Source organism: Kineococcus sp. NBC_00420 (assembly GCF_036021035.1).
Taxonomy (GTDB): domain Bacteria; phylum Actinomycetota; class Actinomycetes; order Actinomycetales; family Kineococcaceae; genus Kineococcus.
In genome coordinates this window covers 3,378,175-3,397,716 of record NZ_CP107930.1, presented here as the reverse complement: position 1 = coordinate 3,397,716, position 19,542 = coordinate 3,378,175, and the positions used below count along the sequence as shown (strand labels likewise).

At 72.4% G+C, this 19,542-nt stretch carries 17 protein-coding genes; 4 read left to right on the top strand and 13 right to left on the bottom strand.

Going from position 1 to position 19,542, the window contains the following annotated elements; all coding sequences use genetic code 11:
• Positions 1-144: 144 nt before the first annotated feature.
• Entirely contained in the window at positions 145-885 is a 741-nt protein-coding gene (locus OG218_RS16700; protein ID WP_328294364.1) for a YceI family protein, read from the bottom strand.
• A 246-nt stretch (positions 886-1,131) separates the two neighbouring features.
• On the opposite strand from OG218_RS16700, the gene OG218_RS16695 reads away from it, so the two are divergent.
• Complete coding sequence (locus OG218_RS16695; protein WP_328294363.1) at positions 1,132-1,443, top strand: hypothetical protein; 312 nt, start codon at positions 1,132-1,134, stop codon at positions 1,441-1,443.
• 21 nt (positions 1,444-1,464) lie between these two features.
• Here OG218_RS16695 and OG218_RS16690 read toward each other — a convergent pair whose 3' ends face one another.
• Both OG218_RS16690 and OG218_RS16685 read right to left on the bottom strand, forming a co-directional pair.
• Positions 1,465-2,190, bottom strand: a complete 726-nt coding sequence (locus OG218_RS16690; protein ID WP_328294362.1) for an SDR family NAD(P)-dependent oxidoreductase — start codon at positions 2,188-2,190, stop codon at positions 1,465-1,467.
• Positions 2,191-2,312: 122 nt separating this feature from the next.
• Positions 2,313-4,148 carry a VanW family protein gene (locus OG218_RS16685; protein ID WP_328294361.1) on the bottom strand — a complete coding sequence of 612 codons (1,836 nt, stop codon included), beginning with the start codon at positions 4,146-4,148 and terminating at the stop codon, positions 2,313-2,315.
• Between the two features lie 151 nt (positions 4,149-4,299).
• Here OG218_RS16685 and OG218_RS16680 point away from each other — a divergent pair, with 151 nt between their 5' ends.
• Genes OG218_RS16680 through OG218_RS16670 form a run of 3 tightly spaced genes read left to right on the top strand, consistent with a single transcriptional unit; the run spans position 4,300 to position 7,822 of the window.
• The gene (locus OG218_RS16680; RefSeq protein WP_328294360.1) at positions 4,300-4,920 is read left to right on the top strand and encodes a TetR/AcrR family transcriptional regulator; all 621 of its coding nucleotides are present in this window, start codon (positions 4,300-4,302) and stop codon (positions 4,918-4,920) included.
• Positions 4,917-5,639 (top strand): ABC transporter ATP-binding protein, encoded by a 723-nt coding sequence (locus OG218_RS16675; RefSeq protein WP_328294359.1) that lies wholly within the window; start codon positions 4,917-4,919, stop codon positions 5,637-5,639. The genes OG218_RS16680 and OG218_RS16675 overlap by 4 nt, the downstream gene beginning before the upstream one ends.
• On the top strand, positions 5,636-7,822 hold the full coding sequence (locus OG218_RS16670) for a YhgE/Pip domain-containing protein (protein ID WP_328294358.1): 2,187 nt from the start codon (positions 5,636-5,638) through the stop codon (positions 7,820-7,822). The genes OG218_RS16675 and OG218_RS16670 overlap by 4 nt, the downstream gene beginning before the upstream one ends.
• Positions 7,823-7,954: 132 nt before the next feature.
• Here the strand turns inward: OG218_RS16670 and OG218_RS16665 are convergent, their stop codons facing one another.
• From OG218_RS16665 to OG218_RS16620, 10 genes are all read right to left on the bottom strand, one after another.
• A complete protein-coding gene (locus tag OG218_RS16665; RefSeq protein WP_328294357.1) occupies positions 7,955-8,689 on the bottom strand; it encodes a hypothetical protein in 735 nt (244 codons plus the stop codon).
• 155 nt (positions 8,690-8,844) lie between these two features.
• The gene (locus OG218_RS16660) at positions 8,845-9,348 is read right to left on the bottom strand and encodes a CAP domain-containing protein (RefSeq protein WP_328294356.1); all 504 of its coding nucleotides are present in this window, start codon (positions 9,346-9,348) and stop codon (positions 8,845-8,847) included.
• An 85-nt stretch (positions 9,349-9,433) separates the two neighbouring features.
• Positions 9,434-12,070: a diguanylate cyclase domain-containing protein gene (locus OG218_RS16655; RefSeq protein WP_328294355.1), complete on the bottom strand. Its 2,637-nt coding sequence runs from the start codon at positions 12,068-12,070 to the stop codon at positions 9,434-9,436.
• A gap of 180 nt (positions 12,071-12,250) precedes the next feature.
• Positions 12,251-13,264, bottom strand: a complete 1,014-nt coding sequence (locus tag OG218_RS16650; protein ID WP_328294354.1) for a sugar phosphate isomerase/epimerase family protein — start codon at positions 13,262-13,264, stop codon at positions 12,251-12,253.
• Between the two features lie 10 nt (positions 13,265-13,274).
• On the bottom strand, positions 13,275-14,459 hold the full coding sequence (locus OG218_RS16645; protein WP_328294353.1) for a Gfo/Idh/MocA family protein: 1,185 nt from the start codon (positions 14,457-14,459) through the stop codon (positions 13,275-13,277).
• Between the two features lie 137 nt (positions 14,460-14,596).
• Positions 14,597-15,679: a Gfo/Idh/MocA family protein gene (locus tag OG218_RS16640; protein ID WP_328294352.1), complete on the bottom strand. Its 1,083-nt coding sequence runs from the start codon at positions 15,677-15,679 to the stop codon at positions 14,597-14,599.
• Positions 15,676-16,452 carry a ThuA domain-containing protein gene (locus OG218_RS16635; RefSeq protein WP_328294351.1) on the bottom strand — a complete coding sequence of 259 codons (777 nt, stop codon included), beginning with the start codon at positions 16,450-16,452 and terminating at the stop codon, positions 15,676-15,678. Before OG218_RS16635 ends, OG218_RS16640 begins: the two co-directional genes overlap by 4 nt.
• A gap of 9 nt (positions 16,453-16,461) precedes the next feature.
• On the bottom strand, positions 16,462-17,328 hold the full coding sequence (locus OG218_RS16630; protein ID WP_328294350.1) for a carbohydrate ABC transporter permease: 867 nt from the start codon (positions 17,326-17,328) through the stop codon (positions 16,462-16,464).
• A complete protein-coding gene (locus tag OG218_RS16625) occupies positions 17,325-18,293 on the bottom strand; it encodes a carbohydrate ABC transporter permease (RefSeq protein WP_328294349.1) in 969 nt (322 codons plus the stop codon). The genes OG218_RS16630 and OG218_RS16625 overlap by 4 nt, the downstream gene beginning before the upstream one ends.
• A complete protein-coding gene (locus tag OG218_RS16620; RefSeq protein WP_328294348.1) occupies positions 18,286-19,497 on the bottom strand; it encodes a sugar ABC transporter substrate-binding protein in 1,212 nt (403 codons plus the stop codon). Before OG218_RS16620 ends, OG218_RS16625 begins: the two co-directional genes overlap by 8 nt.
• Between the last annotated feature and the right edge of the window lie 45 nt (positions 19,498-19,542).

Genomic DNA, 19,542 nt, shown 5'->3' with positions numbered 1-19,542 from the left:
CCGGCTGGTCGCCGGAGGGTGTCGGGGGTGCGGCGTGGACCAGCGCTGCATCCTTCCGACGGCTCGCCGACGTGCGGTGCCGTTCCGTCGGCGTGTCCCGCGATGGCTGCAGCGCTGGTTCCCGCCGTCGTCAGGAGGGGTCGGTCAGGAGGGGTCGGCGCTGAAGGAGAACTCGATCGTGCCCTCGTCCTCGACGGAGACGAAGCCGAGGTTCGGGGCGTTCACGCCGTAGTCGGACCAGGTCAGCGGGAGCGAGCCGGTGATCGTGACGGCGTCGGCGGCGGTCCGCTCGACGGTGGCGGGGATCGTCGCGTCCCGGGTCGTGCCCTTGAGGGTCATGGTGCCGACGAGGCTGACCGAGATCGTGGAGCCGACCTCGAGCCCACCGAGCGGCACGGGCTGGGTGAGGGCGAAGTCCGCGGTCGGGAACTGGTCGGTGTCCATGACCATCCCGCGGAACTGGTTGTCGCGCTGACCGGAGTCGGTGGCGACGCTGGCCAGGTCGACGGAGACGGTGCCGGTGGTGAGCCGGCCGTCGGCGACGGTGAGGTCACCGGTGACCTTGTCGGTGCGGCCCGTGACGGTGACGTTCTGGCCGTTGAGGACCTCGTCGACGCGGTAGCCCGCGGTCCCGCCGGCGGCGATGGCCCAGGGTCCGTCGAGGGAGGCGTCGGTGGAGGCCGCGGTCGCGGTGGCCGACGGGGTGGAGGCGGAGGTCACCAGCGGTGCCGCGGCCTTGCCGGACTCCACGCTCGCGTAGATGCGGGGTCCGACGACGGCCGCGACGACGAGCAGGACGACGACCACCGCCAGCGCGATCCACAGCCTGCGGCGGCGGGGGCGTTGCGGCGCGGGCGGTCGTTCGGTGGTGCGGGTGCTGCTCATGGCGGGTCACCTTCGGGGTCGGGAGCGTCGTGGCCTGCTACCGGGTTCACGACCCCGACGGCCCGCGGGTTCACCCCGGGACCTGGCAGCTCCCTGACAGTCCCCTGACCGCTCCAGGTCGTTGCTCCCGCGTTCACCTACGACACCGCGTCGTTGCAAGCCGTTGCGCCGCAGGGTGTGGGCTGGTCCGGACCACCGCCCCGGAGGGCCTACCCTCGTCTGGTGCCTTTTGAGCGACTCCGCTTGATGAGCGACTACCTCGCGCCGACCCCGGTGTGGGCTCCGGCGGACCTGGGTGGGTTCGTCCTCAGCATCACGCACCTGGACGACCTGGGCCTGGACGAGACCCTGCGGACCGGCCTCCTGCGGTGGCAGGCCTACTTCGACGAGCACCACCCCGTCGACCTCTGCGGCTGGGACTCGCCGATGTCCTGCACCCGCTACGCGGGTGAGGGCTTCCGGTTGCAGCAGGAACTGACCGACGCCCTGCCCGGGGTCCGCTTCGACCTCGACCTGTGGCCCGTGCGGGCCGTCGACCAGGACGTCCTGAGCCTCTGACGCGGGCTGCTGACGAGGCCGCTAACGGGGGTTGACGAGGAACCCGCCGTCGACGGGCAGCGTGTGCCCGGTGATCCACGCCGCGTCGGGCGAGGCGAGGAACGCGACGGCCGCCGCGATGTCCTCCGGCTCCCCGACCCGCCCCAGCGGGTACCAGTCGCTGCGGGCGTCGGCGTCGCCCTTCCAGACCCGGGTGCGGACCGTCCCCGGGGCGACGGCGTTGACCCGCACCCCCTCGCCCGCTCCCTGCGCCGCGAGGTTCAGCACGAGCCCGCCCAGCCCGGCCTTCGCCGCCGAGTAGGCGTCCGCCCCCAGCCCCGCGAGGGCGTTGATCGAACTCACCAGCACGACCGCCGACGCCGGCGCGGCCCGCAGGTGCGGCATCGCCGCCCGGCAGCAGCGCACCGCTCCCATCAGGTTGAGGTCGAGGTTGGCGAACCACTCCTCGTCGCTGGAGTCCTCGAAGGACGACTCCGGCACGCCCCCGCCCGCCGTGTGCGCCAGGACGTCGAGACCGCCGAACTCCGCGACCACCGCGGCGAAGGCCGCGTCGACGGAGACCCGCGACGTGAGGTCGAGGGGGAACGCGCGGCCGTCGACCTCCGCCGCCGTGGCCCGGGCGGCGTCGAGGTCGAGGTCGAGCGCGGCGATCCGAGCGCCCTCCCCCGCCATGCGCAGCGCGCAGGCCCGGCCGATGCCGTGACCCGCACCGGTCACGACGACGCGGGAGCCGGCGAAGCGGTTCACCCCGTCGCCGCCTTCGCGGCGCGCTCGATCTCCTGCTTCGCGGCCCGGACCCGGGCGGGCGACCCGGCGTCGGCGGCGGCGGCGTCGTCCTGGGTCAGGTGAACCGTGGGCACGCTCGCACCCTACCCAGCGGGGGGCACAGCGGGAGCGGACGTCGAGGGGGCGGGTGTCACGGGCCTGACGGTGGCCGGGTCGGGGCCGCAGACGATCCGGTTCTCGGCGTTGTAGACGGTCGTCCACGTCTCGCGCCTCGGCGCACCGCCACCGACGGGGGTCATGACCCGGGTGACGTCGACGGTGAACCCGGTGTTCGTGGCCGAGTTCGGCGAGCACCCCTTCGAGGTGTCGTAGATCGTGCGGGCAGGTTTCACGTTGCGGCGCGCGGACTTCTCGGCCGTGACGGCCATGAACTTCGTGCCGTACATCGACACCACGACCTGGTTCCCGACGATCCCGGCCTGGAGGTAGACCCCGTGGCCGGAGTCGTTGCGGAACCGGTTGTCGATGCTGCGCCAGTCGATCGTCGCCTCGCGCCCCTCGGGGTAGCGCGAGATGTAGAACGAGTGCGGTTTGTGCTCGATCTCGTCGAGGCCGGCGAAGAACACGGCGTTGAACAACGTCGTCGACAACTGCGAGACCCCGCCGCCGTAGTCGTCGACGAGACGCCCGCCGGAGATCACGGGCGCGCGGTGGAAACCCCGTTCCGGGGTGCGCTCGCCGACGGTGTCGTTGAGCGAGAACTCCTGTCCCGGCTGGAGGATCGTGCCGTCGACGTGGCGGGCGGCGATCCGGATGTTGTCGGTGCGGTCGGCGTTGGCGGTGAGGTTCGTGGCGAAGGTCGAGATCTGCTCGGTGATCCCGAGCGCCTGCAGCGCCTCAGTGGTGATCGAGGGCTGGCTCTCACTGAGTTCCACCTCGGCGCGACGGGTGGGGGTGGACCCGGTGAGGGCCCTGGTGACCGCCGCCGCGAGGTCCTCCTCGGTGGCGGCCCGGCCGGCGACGGCGGGGACGACCCGCGGGGCGGAGCCCACGATCTCGATGCGGGCGTCCTGGGGCGCGGTCTCGAACCCGGGGTCGGCGGCGAGCAGCGCGGCCTGCAACCCGGCGCCGTCGGCGACGAGCGTCGCCTTCCCGTCGACGGGCCGCACCGCGAGCGCGGGGGCGAACCCCGCGGGCGCGACGGTCGCCTCCCGGCCACCCCCGGCGACGACGAGGTCCCCGGCGATCGCGGGGCGGGCGACGTCGTCGACGGCGGCGTCCAGCGCGTCGGCGTCGAGGGCCGGACGGGCCGCGGTCGCCTCGAGCTCCACGGGGGTCGCGTCGAGCCAGGCCCCGGCGACGCGGCCGGCGGCCGCGGTGACGTCGAGCGCGCGACCCTCCTGCGGGGCGACGACGGCGGGTTCGACGGTGCCGTCGGGACGGACGTCGAAGGTGATCGCGCCTTCGACGGGGGCGACGGCGACGGAGTCGGCGAGGGGCTGCAGCGCGGCCTTCAACGCGTCGGTGTCGACGTCGACGTCGGGGTCGACCTCCGCGTCGGCACCGCTGACGCCGACGACGTGCTTCCACAGGGTGCCCGGGTTCCAGCCCGCGGCCGTGACCGACGTCGCGGTCCCGGCGGCGTCGATCGAGAGCCCCGACCGCGCCGGGTCGATCTCGCCGGTGGTGGACGCGCCGGCGCCGCTGACCTGCAGCGGCACGGACCGGACCTGCTGCGCCTTCGCGCTCACGGCCCGCTCGACCTCGCCGCGGTCCATCCCCCCGACGTCGACGCCGAGGACGGTCGTGCCGCGGGGCGCCTGGCCGCCGACGGCGAGCGCCGTGGCGCCGTAGCCGCCCGCGAGGACGACGACCCCGGCGATCACCCAGGTCCGCGGTCGTCGCACCCAGTGCCGGTGGGCGCTCGTGGTCCCCCCGTGCCCCGTCTCCTGCTGCGCCGGCTGATCGGTGTTCGGCAACCTCGTCCCCCGCTCGAGTCCCCCGTGGACGGATCACGCTGCGCGTCCGCGCGCCCACCCTAAGAGTTCCCCGAGACCGCGACCGCCGCTCCCTGTGTGATGCGAAACGCATCGGATGCAAAGTGCATCGAAAGGGGCGTACGCTCGGGACGTGACCGCCACCACCGAACCGACGCGCACCACCAAGCGCCGCGCCGAGACCCGCTCACGGCTCCTGGCCGCGGCCCTCGAGGTGCTCGGCGAGCAGGGCCTCGCCCGCTCCAGCGTCGAGAGCGTCTGCGAACGCGCCGGGTTCACCCGTGGCGCCTTCTACTCCAACTTCGCGACGATGGACGACGTCGTCGCCGCCCTCTACGAGGCGCAGGCCGAGCAGGTCATCGACCACGTCGAGGCCCGCCTCGTCGACGCCCCCCTCGGCGGGACCTTCGAGGAGATCGTCGCCCACGTCCTGCACGTCCTGCCCGTCGACCGGCAGTGGCACGCGGTCCGCACCGAGTTCACCGCCCAGGCTCTGCGCAACCCCGAGGCCGCGCGCGTCGTCACCGCCCACCGGAGCGCGCTGCGCCGGCGCCTGGCCCCCCTCCTCGAGGCCGCGCTCGCCCGCGCCGGGCGACGCCTGACCGTCCCGGCCGAGGAACTCGTGCGCGCCGTCGTCACCACCCAGGAGGGGCTGGTCACCCCCGCCCTGCTCGGGGACGTGCCCCGGCAACCGGGCCTCGAGACCCGCGTCATCGCCGGCGTCCTCACCGCCCTCACGGAGGTGACCCGGTGAACGCGGTCGAGGCGAGCGGTCTGGAACTGCGGGCCGGTGGGCGGAACGTGTTCTCCGGGATCGACCTCGAGGCCCCCGTCGGGTCGATGGTCGTCGTGCGCGGCCGCTCCGGCGCCGGCAAGACGTCGTTGCTGCTCACCCTCGCGGGCCGGATGCGCGCCACCTCCGGCGGCCTGCGCGTGCTGGGCGAGGAACTCCCCGGCCGGGCCGGCGCCGTCCGCCGCCGGGTCGCCCTCGCCGAGGTGCGCGGGGTCAACGACCTCGACGACGCCCTCACCGTGGAACAGCACGTCGCCGAACGCCTCGTGCTGCACCAGCCCTGGTACCGGCCGTGGGTCTCCAAGGACCAGGTCGCGGAGCAGATCGCCCGGGTCGAGCGGGCGGTCGCGGTGACCGCCGAGACCGGGGCCGACGTCCCCGCGTTGCGCCCGCGGGAGTTCGTCAGCGACATCGACCCGCTGGAACGGATGGCCCTCGGCGTCGTGCTGGCCCTCATCGGCCGCCCCGACGTGATCGTCGTCGACGACGTGGACTCGTTGCGGCGCACGGAGGACCGACGCCGCGCCTGGGAGTCGCTGTCCGCCCTGCGGCACACCTCCGCGATCCCCCTGACCGTGCTCGCCAGTTGTTCCGACACCTCCGACATCCGCTGGCACACCGGCGACGACCGCATCCTGATCGACCTGCAGGACTCCCCCGCCACCGAAGGTGCCTCGTGAATCTCCCCCGGTTCTCCCTCCCCGGCCTGGAACTCGCGCGGTTCCGACGTGCCACCATCACCCGCCTCGCCCTGCTGGCCGTGATCCTCGTCCCGCTCATCTACGGCGGTCTCTACCTCGCGTCGAACTCCGACCCGTTGTCGCGGCTGACGAACCTGCACGCGGCCGTCGTGAACTCCGACTCCCCCACGACGATCACCGGCCTGGACGGGAAGGAACAGACGATCCAGGCGGGTTCCGACCTCGTCGACGAACTCACCGGCCCGGACGCGGCCGCGGGCTTCAGCTGGCAGAAGACGTCCGAGGCGGACGCCGCGAAGGGTCTCGCCGACGGCGACTACGCCGCCGTCCTGCGCATCCCCTCGGGGTTCTCCAAGGCACTGGCCTCGACCGGCGGGGACGCCCCCGAACGCGCCCGGCTGAGCGTCACGACCGACGACGCCGAGAACTACATCCTCGGTCAGGTCACGAACACCATCGCCACGACGATCCGCACGAACGTCGCCGCCGGGACGACGACGAACTACCTCCAGAACGTCTACGTCGCCTTCGCCGACATCCACGACTCCCTCGGCCGGGCCGCCGACGGCGCCGGCCGCCTCGCCGACGGCGCGCAGCAGGCCGACGACGGCGCGAACACCCTCGTCGTGGGCCTCGGCGACCTCGGCACCGGCGCGACGCGGCTCGTCGACGGGACGGGGAAGCTGCGGGGCGGGGCCACCTCCCTCGCCGGCGGCACCGCCCAGGTCGCCAAGGGTGCGACCTCCGCCGCCGACGGGGCCGCCTCCCTGGCCACCGGACTCGACCGGCTGCGCACCGCCACCACGGGCCTGCCCGCCCAGACGGCGCAGCTCGCGAGCGGGGCGGGCGCCGTCGCCGACGGCGCGGGCCGGATCTCGCAGGGCGCCGACGCGCTCGCCACCGCCGCGAACCAGCTCACCCCCGCCCTCGCCGGCGCCACCCAGCTCGTCCCGCTCGTCGACCAGCTCCTGACCCAGGCCCGCACCCTCGCCGCCGCGAGCCCCGACGACCCGACGCTGGCCACCGCGGTCACCTCGCTCGAGCGGACCCGGCAGGCCCTCACCGACGGCTCGCTCGACCAGGTCGCGCAGACCCTCCAGACCCGCGTCGGCGGTCTCGCCACCGGCGCGAAGGACCTGTCCACCGGCGCGACCGCGGTCGCCGGCGGCGCGCAGCGGCTCGCCGCCGCGGCACCCGCCCTGCAGCAGGGCATCGCGCAGGCCGCCGACGGGGCCGACGCCCTCGCCACCGGCACGAAGACCCTCGCGACGGGCTCGCGGTCGGCCGCCGACGGGGCCGCCGCCCTCGCCACCGGCGCCGGTCAGGTCGACGACGGCGCGAGCGCGCTCGTCAACGGCACCTCGCAGGCCCGGACCGGCGCGCAGCAGCTCGCCGACGGGACGCAGCAGCTCGCCGATGGCGCGGGCACCCTGCGCACGCAACTGCAGGACGGCCAGGCCCAGGTGCCCGTCTACTCCGGTGACGCGGCGAACGCGCGCGCCGACGTCGTCGCCTCCCCCGTCACCGCCGAGCGCGTGAAGGAGCACGCCGTCGACCGCTACAGCGACGGCCTCGCCCCGCTGTTCGTGCCCGTCGCGCTGTGGGTCGGCGGGATGGTGACGTACATGGTGCTGCGGGCGGTGTCCCAGCGGGCGCTCGCCTCCACGGCCTCCTCCTACCGCGCGGCCGTCGCGGGCTGGGTGCCGGGCGCCCTGCTCGGCGTCGTCCAGGCCGTCGTGCTGACGCTCGTGCTGCTGCTCGCCGTGGGGATCGAGTCGCCGAACCCGGTCGCGACGACGGCGTTCGCGGCGTTGATCGCGGTGGTGTTCACGGCGGTCCACCAGTGCCTGAACGCCCTGCTCGGCGGCGTGGGACGCCTCGTCGCGCTGGTGCTGCTCGTCCTGCAGCTCACCTCGGCCGGCGGGACCTACCCGGTCGGGACGTCACCGTCGTTCTTCGGGGCGATCCACCCGTTCCTGCCGATGAGCTACGCCGCCGACGGTCTGCGCCACCTCATCACCGGCGCCGCGGGCGGTCCCGTCTGGCTGGACGCCGGTGTGCTCGCCGCGTTCGGTGTCCTGGCCCTGGCCGTCACCGTCCTCGCCTGCCACCGTCGCCGGACCTGGTCGCTCGCCCAGCTCCACCCCTCCCTCTCCCTCTGACCCCCTCCCCCGCGGAAACAACACTTTCCGCCCTTCGACACCCCCCTAGAGGGCGGAAACAACACTTTCCGCCCCCGGGACCCCGGGTCAGAGGGCGGAAAGTGTTGTTTCCGCGGGATGTGCGGCGGGGGGTCAGGAGGGCGGGGTGAGGTGCTTGGGCAGGCAGACGTTGCCCCGCACGCCGGCGGGGGTGGTGGAGAACATGCTGTCGCACCAGGTCCGGACGTCCCCGGCGTCGGCGAAGGGGCCGGCGGCGAGCGTCACCCAGTAGGGGTTGCCGCGGGCGTCGAGCAGCCCGTCGCCGAAGTCGGCGGTCTTGAGCACGAAGACGTCCCCGCCGGCCGGGCCGGAGGCGATCTCGCGGGACTGGGCGAGGATGTCGGCGGCGTAGAAGGTGCTGCTGCCGTTGGACGCGGTCTGGACGGGGTCGGTGGTCCCGACGCTCTTGGCCGAGAGCTGCGCGACCCACTGCCCGGTCGGCGGGTGGGCGCGCAAGCCGTTCTGGCGCAGCGCCTCCAACTCAGCCGTCGCGGCCGCGTCGACCGCCGCGGTCCCGCTGGACGGGGACCGCGACGGTGACGGCGAGGGGGTCAGGACGGAGGTGGTCGCCGGCGCGCCGGGGGTTCCCTGGGCCGAGACCCCGTCGTCGGCGGGGCGGGCGGAGGTCCGGACCGCGAGCAGGGCCACCAGCACCAGGAGCACCACGCCCAGGATCCCCGCGACGACCTGCAGGACGCGGGGCGGTCGCGGAGGTGGCGGGGTGGGCACGACCTGCGGCGGGGCGGAGGCGCGCGTGGTGGTCCCGGCCCGGGGAGCGTCGTCCGGCCGGTCCGCGTGGAAGTCCTCCCACCACGGTGCTCCGGACACTCCGACCTCCCGACGCTGCGGGTGCGACCTCCGCACCCTCCTGGCGCCCGGAACCTCCGACGGCGCTCGCGCCGCCCCGGTTCCGCGTGCGGTCCCAGCATGCCTCGTGCAGGCCCGGAACAACGCGTCGGAGGGAAATCACGTGCGGTGACCGGTCAGAGGCTGGAGAAGACCTGGGTCCAGTACTGGCCGCCGACGCCCTGACGCTCGGAGATGCCGACGTAGACGAGGCTGCAGTCGAGGATGTTGGCGCGGTGACCCGGGCTCGCCATCCAGGCGTCGAGCACCGAGGCCGCGTCGTAACCGAGGGCGATGTTCTCGGCCGTGCGCTGGGGTCGCACCCCGACGGCCGCGAGCCGGCTCCGCGGGGAGCTGCCGTCGGGACCGGTGTGGCTGAAGTCGCCGGTCGCGGCCATCTGGTCGGCGTGCCCGTCGGCGACCCCGGTCTCCAGCGGCATGAGGAGCAGCGGCGCGCAGCCCGCGGTGGCGCGGGCGGCGTTGGTCTCGTCGAGGACCTGGAGGGCCTGCGGGTCGATCGGGGTGGGGGTGATCTCGTCCGCGGAGGCGGGTGCGGCCAGGGCCAGCGAGGCCGTGGCGAGGGCGAGGGCGAGCGCGGTGGTGGTGAGCGTGCGGAAGGGGCGCCGGGGGAGCGTCGTCATGCGCCGCACTCAACCAGTCTGGGGCCGTCGCGGGGGGATCCTGTGACATGTGCCACACTCGGCGTGCCCGCCTGGACACGTTCCGTCACAAGCTCCAGTCGTCACGGGACGCGGCAGCCAGGACGGCGGTTCCCCGCCCACCGTGCACCACCACCCGCCCCTTCCCGGAACGCTTGGCCGCGTACATCGCCTCGTCGGCGTCCCGGAGCAGCTGCTCGGCCGTGACACCCCCCGCGCACCAGCGCACCCCGATGCTCGCCCCGACGACCGCGTCGAAGCCCCGGACCCGGATCGGATCGTGCAGCGACGCGAGGATCCGGGCCCCGATCGCGACCAGGTCGGACTCCCCCGACGTCCCCGGGCAGACGACGGCGAACTCGTCCCCGCCGAGGCGGGCGACGGTGTCGCCGGGACGGACGCAGGAGGACAGGAGCCGGGACACCTCCACCAGCAGGTCGTCCCCGGCCTGGTGACCGGCGGTGTCGTTGACGGCCTTGAACCCGTCGAGGTCGACGTAGAGCAGACCCACCGGACCGGTCCCGCGCGCGGGCGGGGTCACCGCGTGCTCGAGCCGGTCCAGGAACAGGGTGCGGTTGGGCAGCCCGGTCAGCGGATCGTGCAGCGCCTGGTGGCTCAGCTCCCGCTGGGCCGCCCGCCGCTCGGTGACGTCCTCCACGAGGCCGAGCAGCATGACCTCGCGACCTCGGGGGCGGACCAGCGTGGCCGACACCTGGGCCTCGAGCCGGCGTCCGTCGGGGGCGTCGAACACGACGTCGACGCGCTGCTCGGCCTGGGCACCGCTGAGGACGGCGGCGAACAGGTCGTCGAAGGGCAACCAGTCCGAGCCCAGGGTGTCGAACGCGACCCCGAGCAGGTCCTCCTCGGTCCTCCCGGTGAACCGGCACAGCGCCCGGTTGACCCGCAGCATCCGACCGGTGTCCCGGCCCGTGGCGGCGACCATGACGATGCCGACGGGCGCCGTCTCGAGCGCGATGCGGAACAGTTCCTCGGAGTTCTCCAGGTCGGAGACGTCGGTGGCCATCCCGATCCAGCCGATGAGGTGCCCCTCGCCGTCGAGCATGGCCGACGTCGTCAGGCTGACGGGCAGGGTGCTGCCGTCCTTGCGGACGTAGGTGAAGCGGCCGGTGGTGGTCTCCTCGGGGGCCGCGCGCGAGAAGAGGTCGTTCGGTCGGGCCAGGCCCAGCGCCTCGACCATGGCCCGGACCTCGGCCGGGTCGTGGACGGTCAGCGCCGGGCCGCCGACCATCTCCTCGGCACTCCACCCGAGCATCCGCTCGGCACCCTCGTTGAACAACGTCACGACGCCCGTGGTGTCGACGGCGATGATCGAGTGCTCCGTCGCCGCCGCGAGCACGTTCGTCATGAGGTCGTGCGCCTGCGCCACCTGCGCGCTGGCGGTCCGGACCTCGGTGACGTCGTGGAAGGCGGCGACGACACCGCCGTTCCAGACGGCGCCACCGGACGCGGGCAGGGGGTGGGCGCTGACGTTCAGCAGGACCCCCTCGGGGACCTGCGGGGAGGACAGCCGCAGGTCGAGACCGTCGACGGCCTCCCCCCGCAAGGCGCGCACGACGGGCAGGTCGCCGTCGACGAACCGCTCCCCGTCGAGGTGGAAGTAGCCGTAGCCGGCGTCCCAGCGCCTGCGCTCGGTCCGCAGCACGCCACCCAGCAACGCCTCGGCCGCCGGGTTGCGCAGCAACGAGTTCCCCGCGCTGTCGAAGACGCAGACGGCGTCCGAGATCGACCCGAAGACGGCGGTGAGCAGATCGCCCTGCTCGGCCGCGTCGCGCAGCGCGCGAACGGCCCGGTCGGCGTTCTCGATGCTCTCGTCGCGGTAGAGCGCGAGCACCAGGGTCAGGAAACCGAGGGTCCCGATGAAGGCTTCAGCGCACATCGCCTGCAGGTCGGGGGTGAGTTCCTGCCACGGTCCAGAGTCGGACCAGGCGGACACGACGACGGCCGCGGCCGCGAGCACGACGTGCACCATGGCGGCGGTGGTCGTGCGCCGCAGCGCCGTCCAGACCGCCACCGGCAGGACGAGGAACGTCACCGCGAACCCGTCCAGGATCCAGAACGCGACGACGTAGGACGCCACGAACACGACGAACAGCGCGTACCGCTCCCACCGCGAGGCGGCGCTGCCCGGTGCGCCCGGACGACGTTCGGCGGTGCGCAGGACGACCGCGACGACGACGAACGTCGACACGGCGGTGCGCAACGCCCACTGCGCGCTCGAGGCCGCCGTGGGGACCCCGGCGACGAACGCGAAGCCCAGCGCGGCGAGGGGCGTCGACGCGAGCGCCCCCGCCAGCGAGGACAGCGCCAGCGACCGGACGTGCGCGGGGGTGACGAGGTGGAAGCCCTCGGGCTGCAACCGGCGGTAGACGTGCGCCCCGGCGAAGGCCTGGATCGACGCGGCGACGGCGAGGGCCACCGACTCGACCACCGGCATGTGCGTCACGACCCGCAGGGCGACGGTGACGGCCAGCAGCAGCGCGCCGTCGACGATCCGGTGCCGACGTCCGGGCGAGCCGGCGATCCAGAGCAACCCGACGGCGGAGGCGGGCCAGACGATCGCGAGGTGGGCGCCGTCGGCCTGGGCGCTGCGGCCGACGAGGGTCGCGGCGACGAAGAGCAGGCAGAAGATCAGCCGGCGTCGCAGCACGCCCTGCAGCGCGACGGGTTCTCCGGGCGCGTCCACGAGGCGCTCACCAGGCGTGACGAGCCGGGACCACACGCGGCTCCACCCCCGGCGATCGGACCTGTGGTGCGCCCGGACCCGGACGCACCCTGTCCCATCGGCCGGCCGGGTGAATCCCTTGAGCCCCCCACCCGATCCGTGATCTTGCTGGGTCTCCCCGCAAGATCACGGATCGTGGACTCAGCCCTTGGAGGAGAAGGCCGCGTCGAACGCCGCGGCCGGGGGCACGAAGAACGCGCCGAGCTTGCGGACGAAGGCGAGCGCGTCGGGGGCGCCGTTGAGGCGGTCCACCCCCGCGTCCTCCCACTCCACGCTGGTGGGACCGGTGTAGCCGATGTTGTTCAGCTCGCGGAAGATCAGCTCCCAGGGCACGTCGCCGTGACCGACGGAGGTGAAGTCCCAGCCGCGACGGGAGTCCGCCCACGGCAGGTGCGAACCGAGGCGACCGGAGCGGCCGTCGAGCTGCTTGCGGGAGTCCTTGCAGTGCACGTGGTAGATCCGGTCGGAGAAGTCCCGGATGAACCCGATCGGGTCGAGGTCCTGCCACACGAAGTGCGACGGGTCGAAGTTCAGCCCGAACGCCTCGCGGTGGCCGATGGCCTCCATCGCGCGCTTGGTCGTCCAGTAGTCGTAGGCGATCTCGGAGGGGTGCACCTCGTGGGCGAACTTCACCCCGAGCTCGTCGAAGACGTCCAGGATCGGGTTCCAGCGGTCGGCGAAGTCCTGGTAGCCGGCCTCGACCATGGAGTCGGGGGTGGGGGGGAACATCGCGACGGTGTGCCAGATGGAGGATCCGGTGAACCCGGTGACGGTCTTCACGCCCAGTTTGGCGGCGGTGCGGGCCGCGTCCTTGACGTACTCCGCGGCGCGCTGACGCACGCCCTCGGGGTCGCCGTCGCCCCAGACCTCGACGGAGACGATGTCCTGGTGCCGCTGGTCGATCAGGTCGCAGACGGCCTGGCCGGTCAGGTGCGCGGAGATCGTCCACACCTTGAGGTTGTACTTCTCGAGGATCGCCTTCTTCTCGGCGATGTAGGCGTCGTCCTTCGCGCCCCGGGTGGCGTCGAGGTGGTCACCCCAGGTCGCGATCTCGAGGCCGTCGTAGCCCCACTCCGAGGCGAGGCGGCAGACCTCCTCGAAGGGGAGGTCGGCCCACTGGCCGGTGAACAACGTCACCGGACGCGTCTCTGCCATGTTCTTCTCCTCAGATGCTCGTGTAGGTGGAGTCGTTCTCGGCGCTGCGCTGCACCGCGTCCAGCACCTGCTGGACCTGCAGCCCGTCGGCGAAGCTGGGGCTGGGGTCGCGGCCGTCGACGATCGCGCCGAGGAACTCCTGCAGCTCGTGCACGAAGGGGTGGTCGTAGCCCAGGCCGTGCCCGGCCGGCCACCAGTTGGAGACCCCGGGGTGCTCGGGTTCGGTGGCCAGGATCCGGCGGAACCCGTTCTCCGCGTCCGGGAGCGAGCCGTCGAAGAACCAGAGCTCGTTCATGGACTCGAAGTCGAAGGCGATCGACCCCTTCGAGCCGTTCACCTCGATCCGCATGCCGTTCTTGCGGCCCAGCGCCATCCGGGTCGCCTCGAAGGTCATCAGCGCGCCGCCGTCACCCCGCCCGAAGAACACGGCCGCGTCGTCGACGGTGACCTCGCCGAACTCGGTGGAGGCCTCGGCGCCCAGGCCGGTGTTCGACCCGGTGCGGGCGGCCTCCAGCGGACGCTGCTTGACGAAGGTCTCGACGGTGCCGGAGACGCCGGTGAGGCGCTGGCCGGTGATGAACTGCGCCGCGTCGATGATGTGCGAACCGATGTCGCCCAGCGCCCCGGCCCCCGAACGGTCCTTCTGCAGGCGCCAGGTGAGCGGGAAGCTGGGGTCGACGATCCAGTCCTGCAGGTACACCGCGCGGACCTGACGGACCTCACCGAGGCGACCGGAGTCGACGAGCTGCTTGGCGAGCCCGATCGCGGGCACCTGACGGTAGTTGAACGCCACCATGCTGCGGACGCCGTACGCGGCGGCGGCCTGCGCGGCCTCCGTCATGGCCTGCGCCTCGGCGACCGTCTTGGCCAGCGGCTTCTCGCAGATGACGTGCTTGCCGGCCTGCAGCGCGGCGATGGCGATCTCGGCGTGGGAGTCGCCGGGGGTCAGGATGTCGACGACCTGGACGTCGTCGCGCGCGATGACCTCGTGCCAGTCGGCGACGCCCTCGTCCCAGCCGAACTGCTCGGCGGCGGCCTGGGCGCGGCCGAGGTCACGCCCGGCCAGCACGAGTCGCTTGGTGCGCCAGCGCGGGGTGCCGACGTGGTCGACGCTGCGCCAGGCGTGGGAGTGGACGGCCCCCATGAAGGAGTGGCCGATGACGGCGACCCCGAACTCCGGTCGATCGGTGGACATGCGAGGACTTCCTCCAGGACATCGTCGTCGAACGTTCTGGGCTGGATCGTACTGACCGGTCCACACCCGCGGCACACCCCTCCGACGCGCGATCCCGCGGGGAATCCCCGCGGGATCACGCGTCGGAGGGGGTGCGGTCAGCGGGTCAGGGCCTCGCGGACGGAGGTCCAGCCCTTCAGGGCCGCCGCGACGTCGGCGCGCTGCTCGTCGGCGAGGGCCTGCTCGTAGGCGCGTTGCAGCACGTCGTCCACCAGCACCCGGGTGCCCGACGCGGCGGACTCGACCGCCGCCTCGACCATGGCCAGGCTCAGGACGTTGTCGTGCACCTCACCGGAGAACGGCGTCCCGTCCTGCAGGAAGGCGGTGAACGCCGCGAGCGACCCGGCGATCTCCTTCCCGGGGTCGGTGAACGCCGCGGGCGAGCCGGGCGCGTCGAGGACGGGCACGTCGTCGCCGTTCCACGACGCCGTGCCGTTCGCGCCGGAGAGCCGCCAGGCCCCGTTCCACGAGGTCTCCTGGCCGGGCGCGCACCACGAGCCGGTGAACGTGTAGCGGGAGCCGTTCGACATCTCGAAGACGGCCGCGGCCGAGGCGTCCCCGGAGTACCAGGACCACGACGGGTTCCAGGACTCGCAGTAGACGGAGACGGGTTCGGCCCCCAACAGGTACCGCGCGAGGTCGAACTGGTGGATCGCCATGTCGACGAGCAGCGGCTGGGCCATCTCCTCGCGGAAGCCGCCGAAGTGCGGCGCCTTGAAGAACTCCGTCGACAGCGATCCCAGGTCGCCGAGCACGGCGGCCTGCGCGCGGAACTCCTCGACGTGGACGTTGTAGCGTCGCGACTGCGACACCAGGAACGGCACCCCGGAGACCTCCGAGGCCGCCGCGAGCGACAACCCCTGGGCGACGGTCGAGGCGACGGGCTTCTCCCCCAGCACCGGGAACCCCGCGAACAGCGCGGCCGTGGTGACGGGGTGGTGCGCCTGCGGCACCGTCACGTTGACGATCGCCTGCGCGCCGGTCCGCTGCGCCACCTCGACGGCGTCACGTCCCGTCGCGACGTCCGGGACCCCGGCCGCGGCGAGGGCGGCGGCCGCGGCGTCGAGGTCGAGGTCGACGACCCCGGCCAGTTCGACGGCCGGGTCGGCGAGGATCGTCGCCAGCCACGCCTTGCCCATGCCGCCGGCCCCGACGAGGACGACGCGGAGCGGGGCGGTCACTGCTGCTTCTCCGGGTCGAGGGCGCCCTGGTAGCCCTGGCCGTTGTAGAAGTCCTCGGTGTCGTAGCGCAGCAGCACCGGATCGGTCCGCTCGGGGCGAACCGTGACGGCCCACTCGACCGCGTTGGAGATCACCTTGCGGACCCCCTCGTGGAAGTACGTCGGGAAGTCCTGGTCACCGGGACGGAAGTAGAAGATCTTCCCGAACCCGCGCTTGAACGTGATGCCCGAGCGGAACACCTCGCCGCCGGTGAAGGAGGAGATGAAGACGATCTCGTCGGGGGCGGGGATGTCGAAGAACTCCCCGTACATCTCGTCCTCCTCGATGATCAACGGGTGCGGCACGCCCTGCGCGATCGGGTGCGTGGGGTCGATCGTCCACAGCAGTTCCCGGTCGTGCTCGGAACGCCACCGCAACGTGCACGAGGTCCCCATGAGCTTCTGGAAGATCTTCGACCAGTGCCCGGAGTGCAGGACGATGAGCCCCATCCCGGCCAGCACGTGCCGGTGGACCCGCTCCACGACCTCGTCGGAGACGTCGCCGTGCGCGGCGTGCCCCCACCAGGTGAGGACGTCGGTGTTCTGCAGGACCTCCTCGGTCAACCCGTGCTCGGGCTGGTCCAGGGTCGCCGTCCGGACGGTCACGCCGGAACCGAGGTTGGCCTCGATGCCCTCGGCGACGGCACCGTGCATCCCGGTCGGGTAGCGCTGCGCCACCGCGGGTTCCAGCTGTTCGTGGCGGTTCTCGCCCCACACGGTCACTCTGATGGTCATTCGGAACTCCTAGGACTTGACAGCCCCACCCGTGACCCCGGCGGCGACGTAGCGCTGGGCCAGGACGAGCAGGGCGATGGCGGGCAGGGAGGACAGGACCGCGGTCGCCATGATCGGCGACCAGTCGGACACGAAGCTCCCGACGTAGGTGTACAGGCCGAGGGTGATCGGGCGCACGTCGGCGGTCGTGGTGAGGGTCAGGGCGAAGAGGAAGTCGCCCCAGGCGAAGAGGAACGTGAACAACCCGGCCGTGATGAGCGCGTTGCGGCTCATGGGCAGCACGATGGAGAAGAACGCCCGGACCGGACCGGCGCCGTCCACGTAGGCGGCCTCGATGACCGAGGCCGGGATGGACCCCATGAACGCCCGCATGAGGATGATGGAGAACGGGATCCCGGCGGCGGAGTCGGCGAGGATCAGCCCGCCCGTCGTGTTGAGCAGGCCGAGGTCGGTGTAGGCGCTGTAGAGCGCGTTGGCGACGACGATGCCGGGCACCATCTGGGTGACGAGGATCCCGAAGAGGATGACCGTCGCCCAGCGGCCGAACTTGAAGTGGGCCATGGCGTAGGCCGCGGGAGTCGCGATGAGGAGGCTGAACACGACCGAGCCGAGGCTGATGACCAGGGAGGTGACGAGGTTGTGGCCCTGTTCGGAGATCGCCGTGGTGTAGCCCCGCAGCGAGAAGTCGAACGGCAGCCACGGGGTCGCGACGGCGTTCCCGGCCGGCTGCAGCGACACGTTCACCATCCAGTACAGCGGGAACAGCATGAACGCCAGGATGAGGATGCCGACGACCGTGTAGACCGGGCGACGGGGGGCCTTGCCCTCGGCCCGGACCTCCGTCGTACCGGCCCGGGTGGAGATGACCGCGCTCACTCGTCCACCGCCTTCCGGTTGAGCCGCAGGTAGACCACGGCGAAGATCAGGGAGATGACGATGAGGATGTTGCCCAGCGCCGCGCCCGCCCCGAAGTCGAACTGACGGAACGACATGTCGTAGGAGAGCGTGGAGATCGTCTGGGTGGAGTTCGCCGGGCCGCCGTTGGTGAGCCCGAGGATGACGTCGAGGACCTTCAGCGTGTAGACGACCCCCAGCACGAGGACGACGGTGACGACCGGGCGCAGCAACGGCCACGTGATGTGGCGGAACGCCCGCCACCCGGTGGCGCCGTCGAGGGCACCGGCCTCGTAGAGCTCCTCGGGGATCTCCTGCAGACCGCCGTAGAGGATGGTCATGTTGAAGGGGATGCCGAGCCAGATGTTCACCCCGATCACCGCGATCAGGGCGAGGGAGGTGGAGGTCAGCCAGTTCGGTGAGGCGTCCACGCCGGGCAGGGCGGAGAGGATCCGGTTGAGGGCGCCGTTGTCGGCGTCGAGGATCCAGCGCCACACCGCGGTGCCGGCGATCATCGGGATGAGCCACGGCAGCAGGATCAGCGAGCGCAGGATCCCCGACAGCGCGAACCGCTTGTGGAAGAACAACGCGATCGCGAGACCGAGGACGAACTGTCCGGCGATGGACCCGGCGGTGAAGAGCAGGGTGTTCACGACGGAGCGGGAGAAGATCGCGTCGCCGATGACGTTGCGGTAGTTCTCCAGCCCGACCCAGGGGGCCTCACCGGTGAAGAACGTCTTGGTCGTGTAGGCCTGGAAACCCATGACGACGTTCTTGACGACGGGGAAGCCGAAGAACAGGACGAGGTAGACGACCGCGGGGACGATGAACGCGATCTGGACGAGACGCGTCGTCAGCTTCTGCGACGGGCCCTTCCTCGGGGCCGCACCCGCCGACGGGGCGGTGGCCCCGCCGGCGGAACGACCTGGGGCCGAGACCTCAGCCATTCTGGGCCTGCGCCAGCGCGGCCTCGGGGGTCATGCCCCCGACGAGCGCGTTCTGCACCGCGGTGTAGATCTTCGTCGCGGCCTTCGGCCAGTCCGGGCCGAGCTCACCGGTGCGGGCGCGCAGGTCCGGGACCTGCGACGCGAACGCCTCGAGCTTGGCGTTCTTCGCGACGGCCTGGCTCGAGAGGCTCGGCTTGGTCGGGACGGTTCCGGTGCCGGACGAGATCGTGACCTCGTTCTCGTCGCTGTTGAGGCACTGGATGAGTTCTCCGGCCTTCTTCTGCTTGTCCTTGTCCCCGGTCTCCGGAGCCGCCCAGGCCTCGCCGCCGAACGGCGACACGACGGTCCCGCCGGCGGTGGGGGCCGGGATGGGCACGATGCCGTAGTCGAGGCCCGAGACCTTGTCCAGCGTCCCGAAGTTCCACGGGCCGTTGATCATCATGGCGGCGTTGCCGGCCGAGAACTGGTCGGCGACGTCGGCCTGGGTCCAGGTGACGGTGGACTGCGAGAGCGAGCCCTGGTCGAGGAGGTCCTTGACCAGCTGCAGGGCGGCCGCGGTCTGGGGGGTGTTGATGTCCTTCTCGTCGCCGCCGTTGGACCACATGAAGGGCAGGAACTGCCAGGTGCCCTCGTAGGTGTTGACGTTGGACATCGCGAACCCGTACTGGCTGCCGGCGGTCAGCGCCTTCGCGTCGGTCTTGAGCTCGTCCCAGGTGGTGGGGGGCGTGATGCCCGCGGCCTCGAGGATCTTCTTGTTGTAGAAGAGCGCGATGGTGTTCGTGACGGGCTGCAGGGCGTAGAGCTTGCCCTGGTAGGTCGAGGCCTTGATGACGCCGTCGGCGACCCCGGAGGAGTCGACCCCCAGGTCGTCCAGCGGGGCCAGCGCACCCGAGGCGGCGATCTGCTGCACGTCGGGGTTGTCGAGCATGAGCACGTCCGGCAGCGTCTTGGAGGAACTCTGCTGCAGCACCTTCTGGATGAGGGTCTCGCCGGGGACGGATTCCCGCTGGATCTTCATGCCGATCTTGGTGCCGCAGTCGGTGAGCGCCGTGCCCCACAACGTCTTGTTGGGGTCGGAGTTGTAGTAGTCCAGGACGCGCAGCGTGCCGGAGTCCGACTTCGTCGCACTCCCACCGCCGCCGCCGCAGGCCGCGAGCAGCAGCGGGAGGGCCGCCAGCGCAGCGATCGCGCGGGTGCGTCCCATGGATCCTCGTCGAGCCATGTCGTTCCTCTCCTCGTGCCCACGACA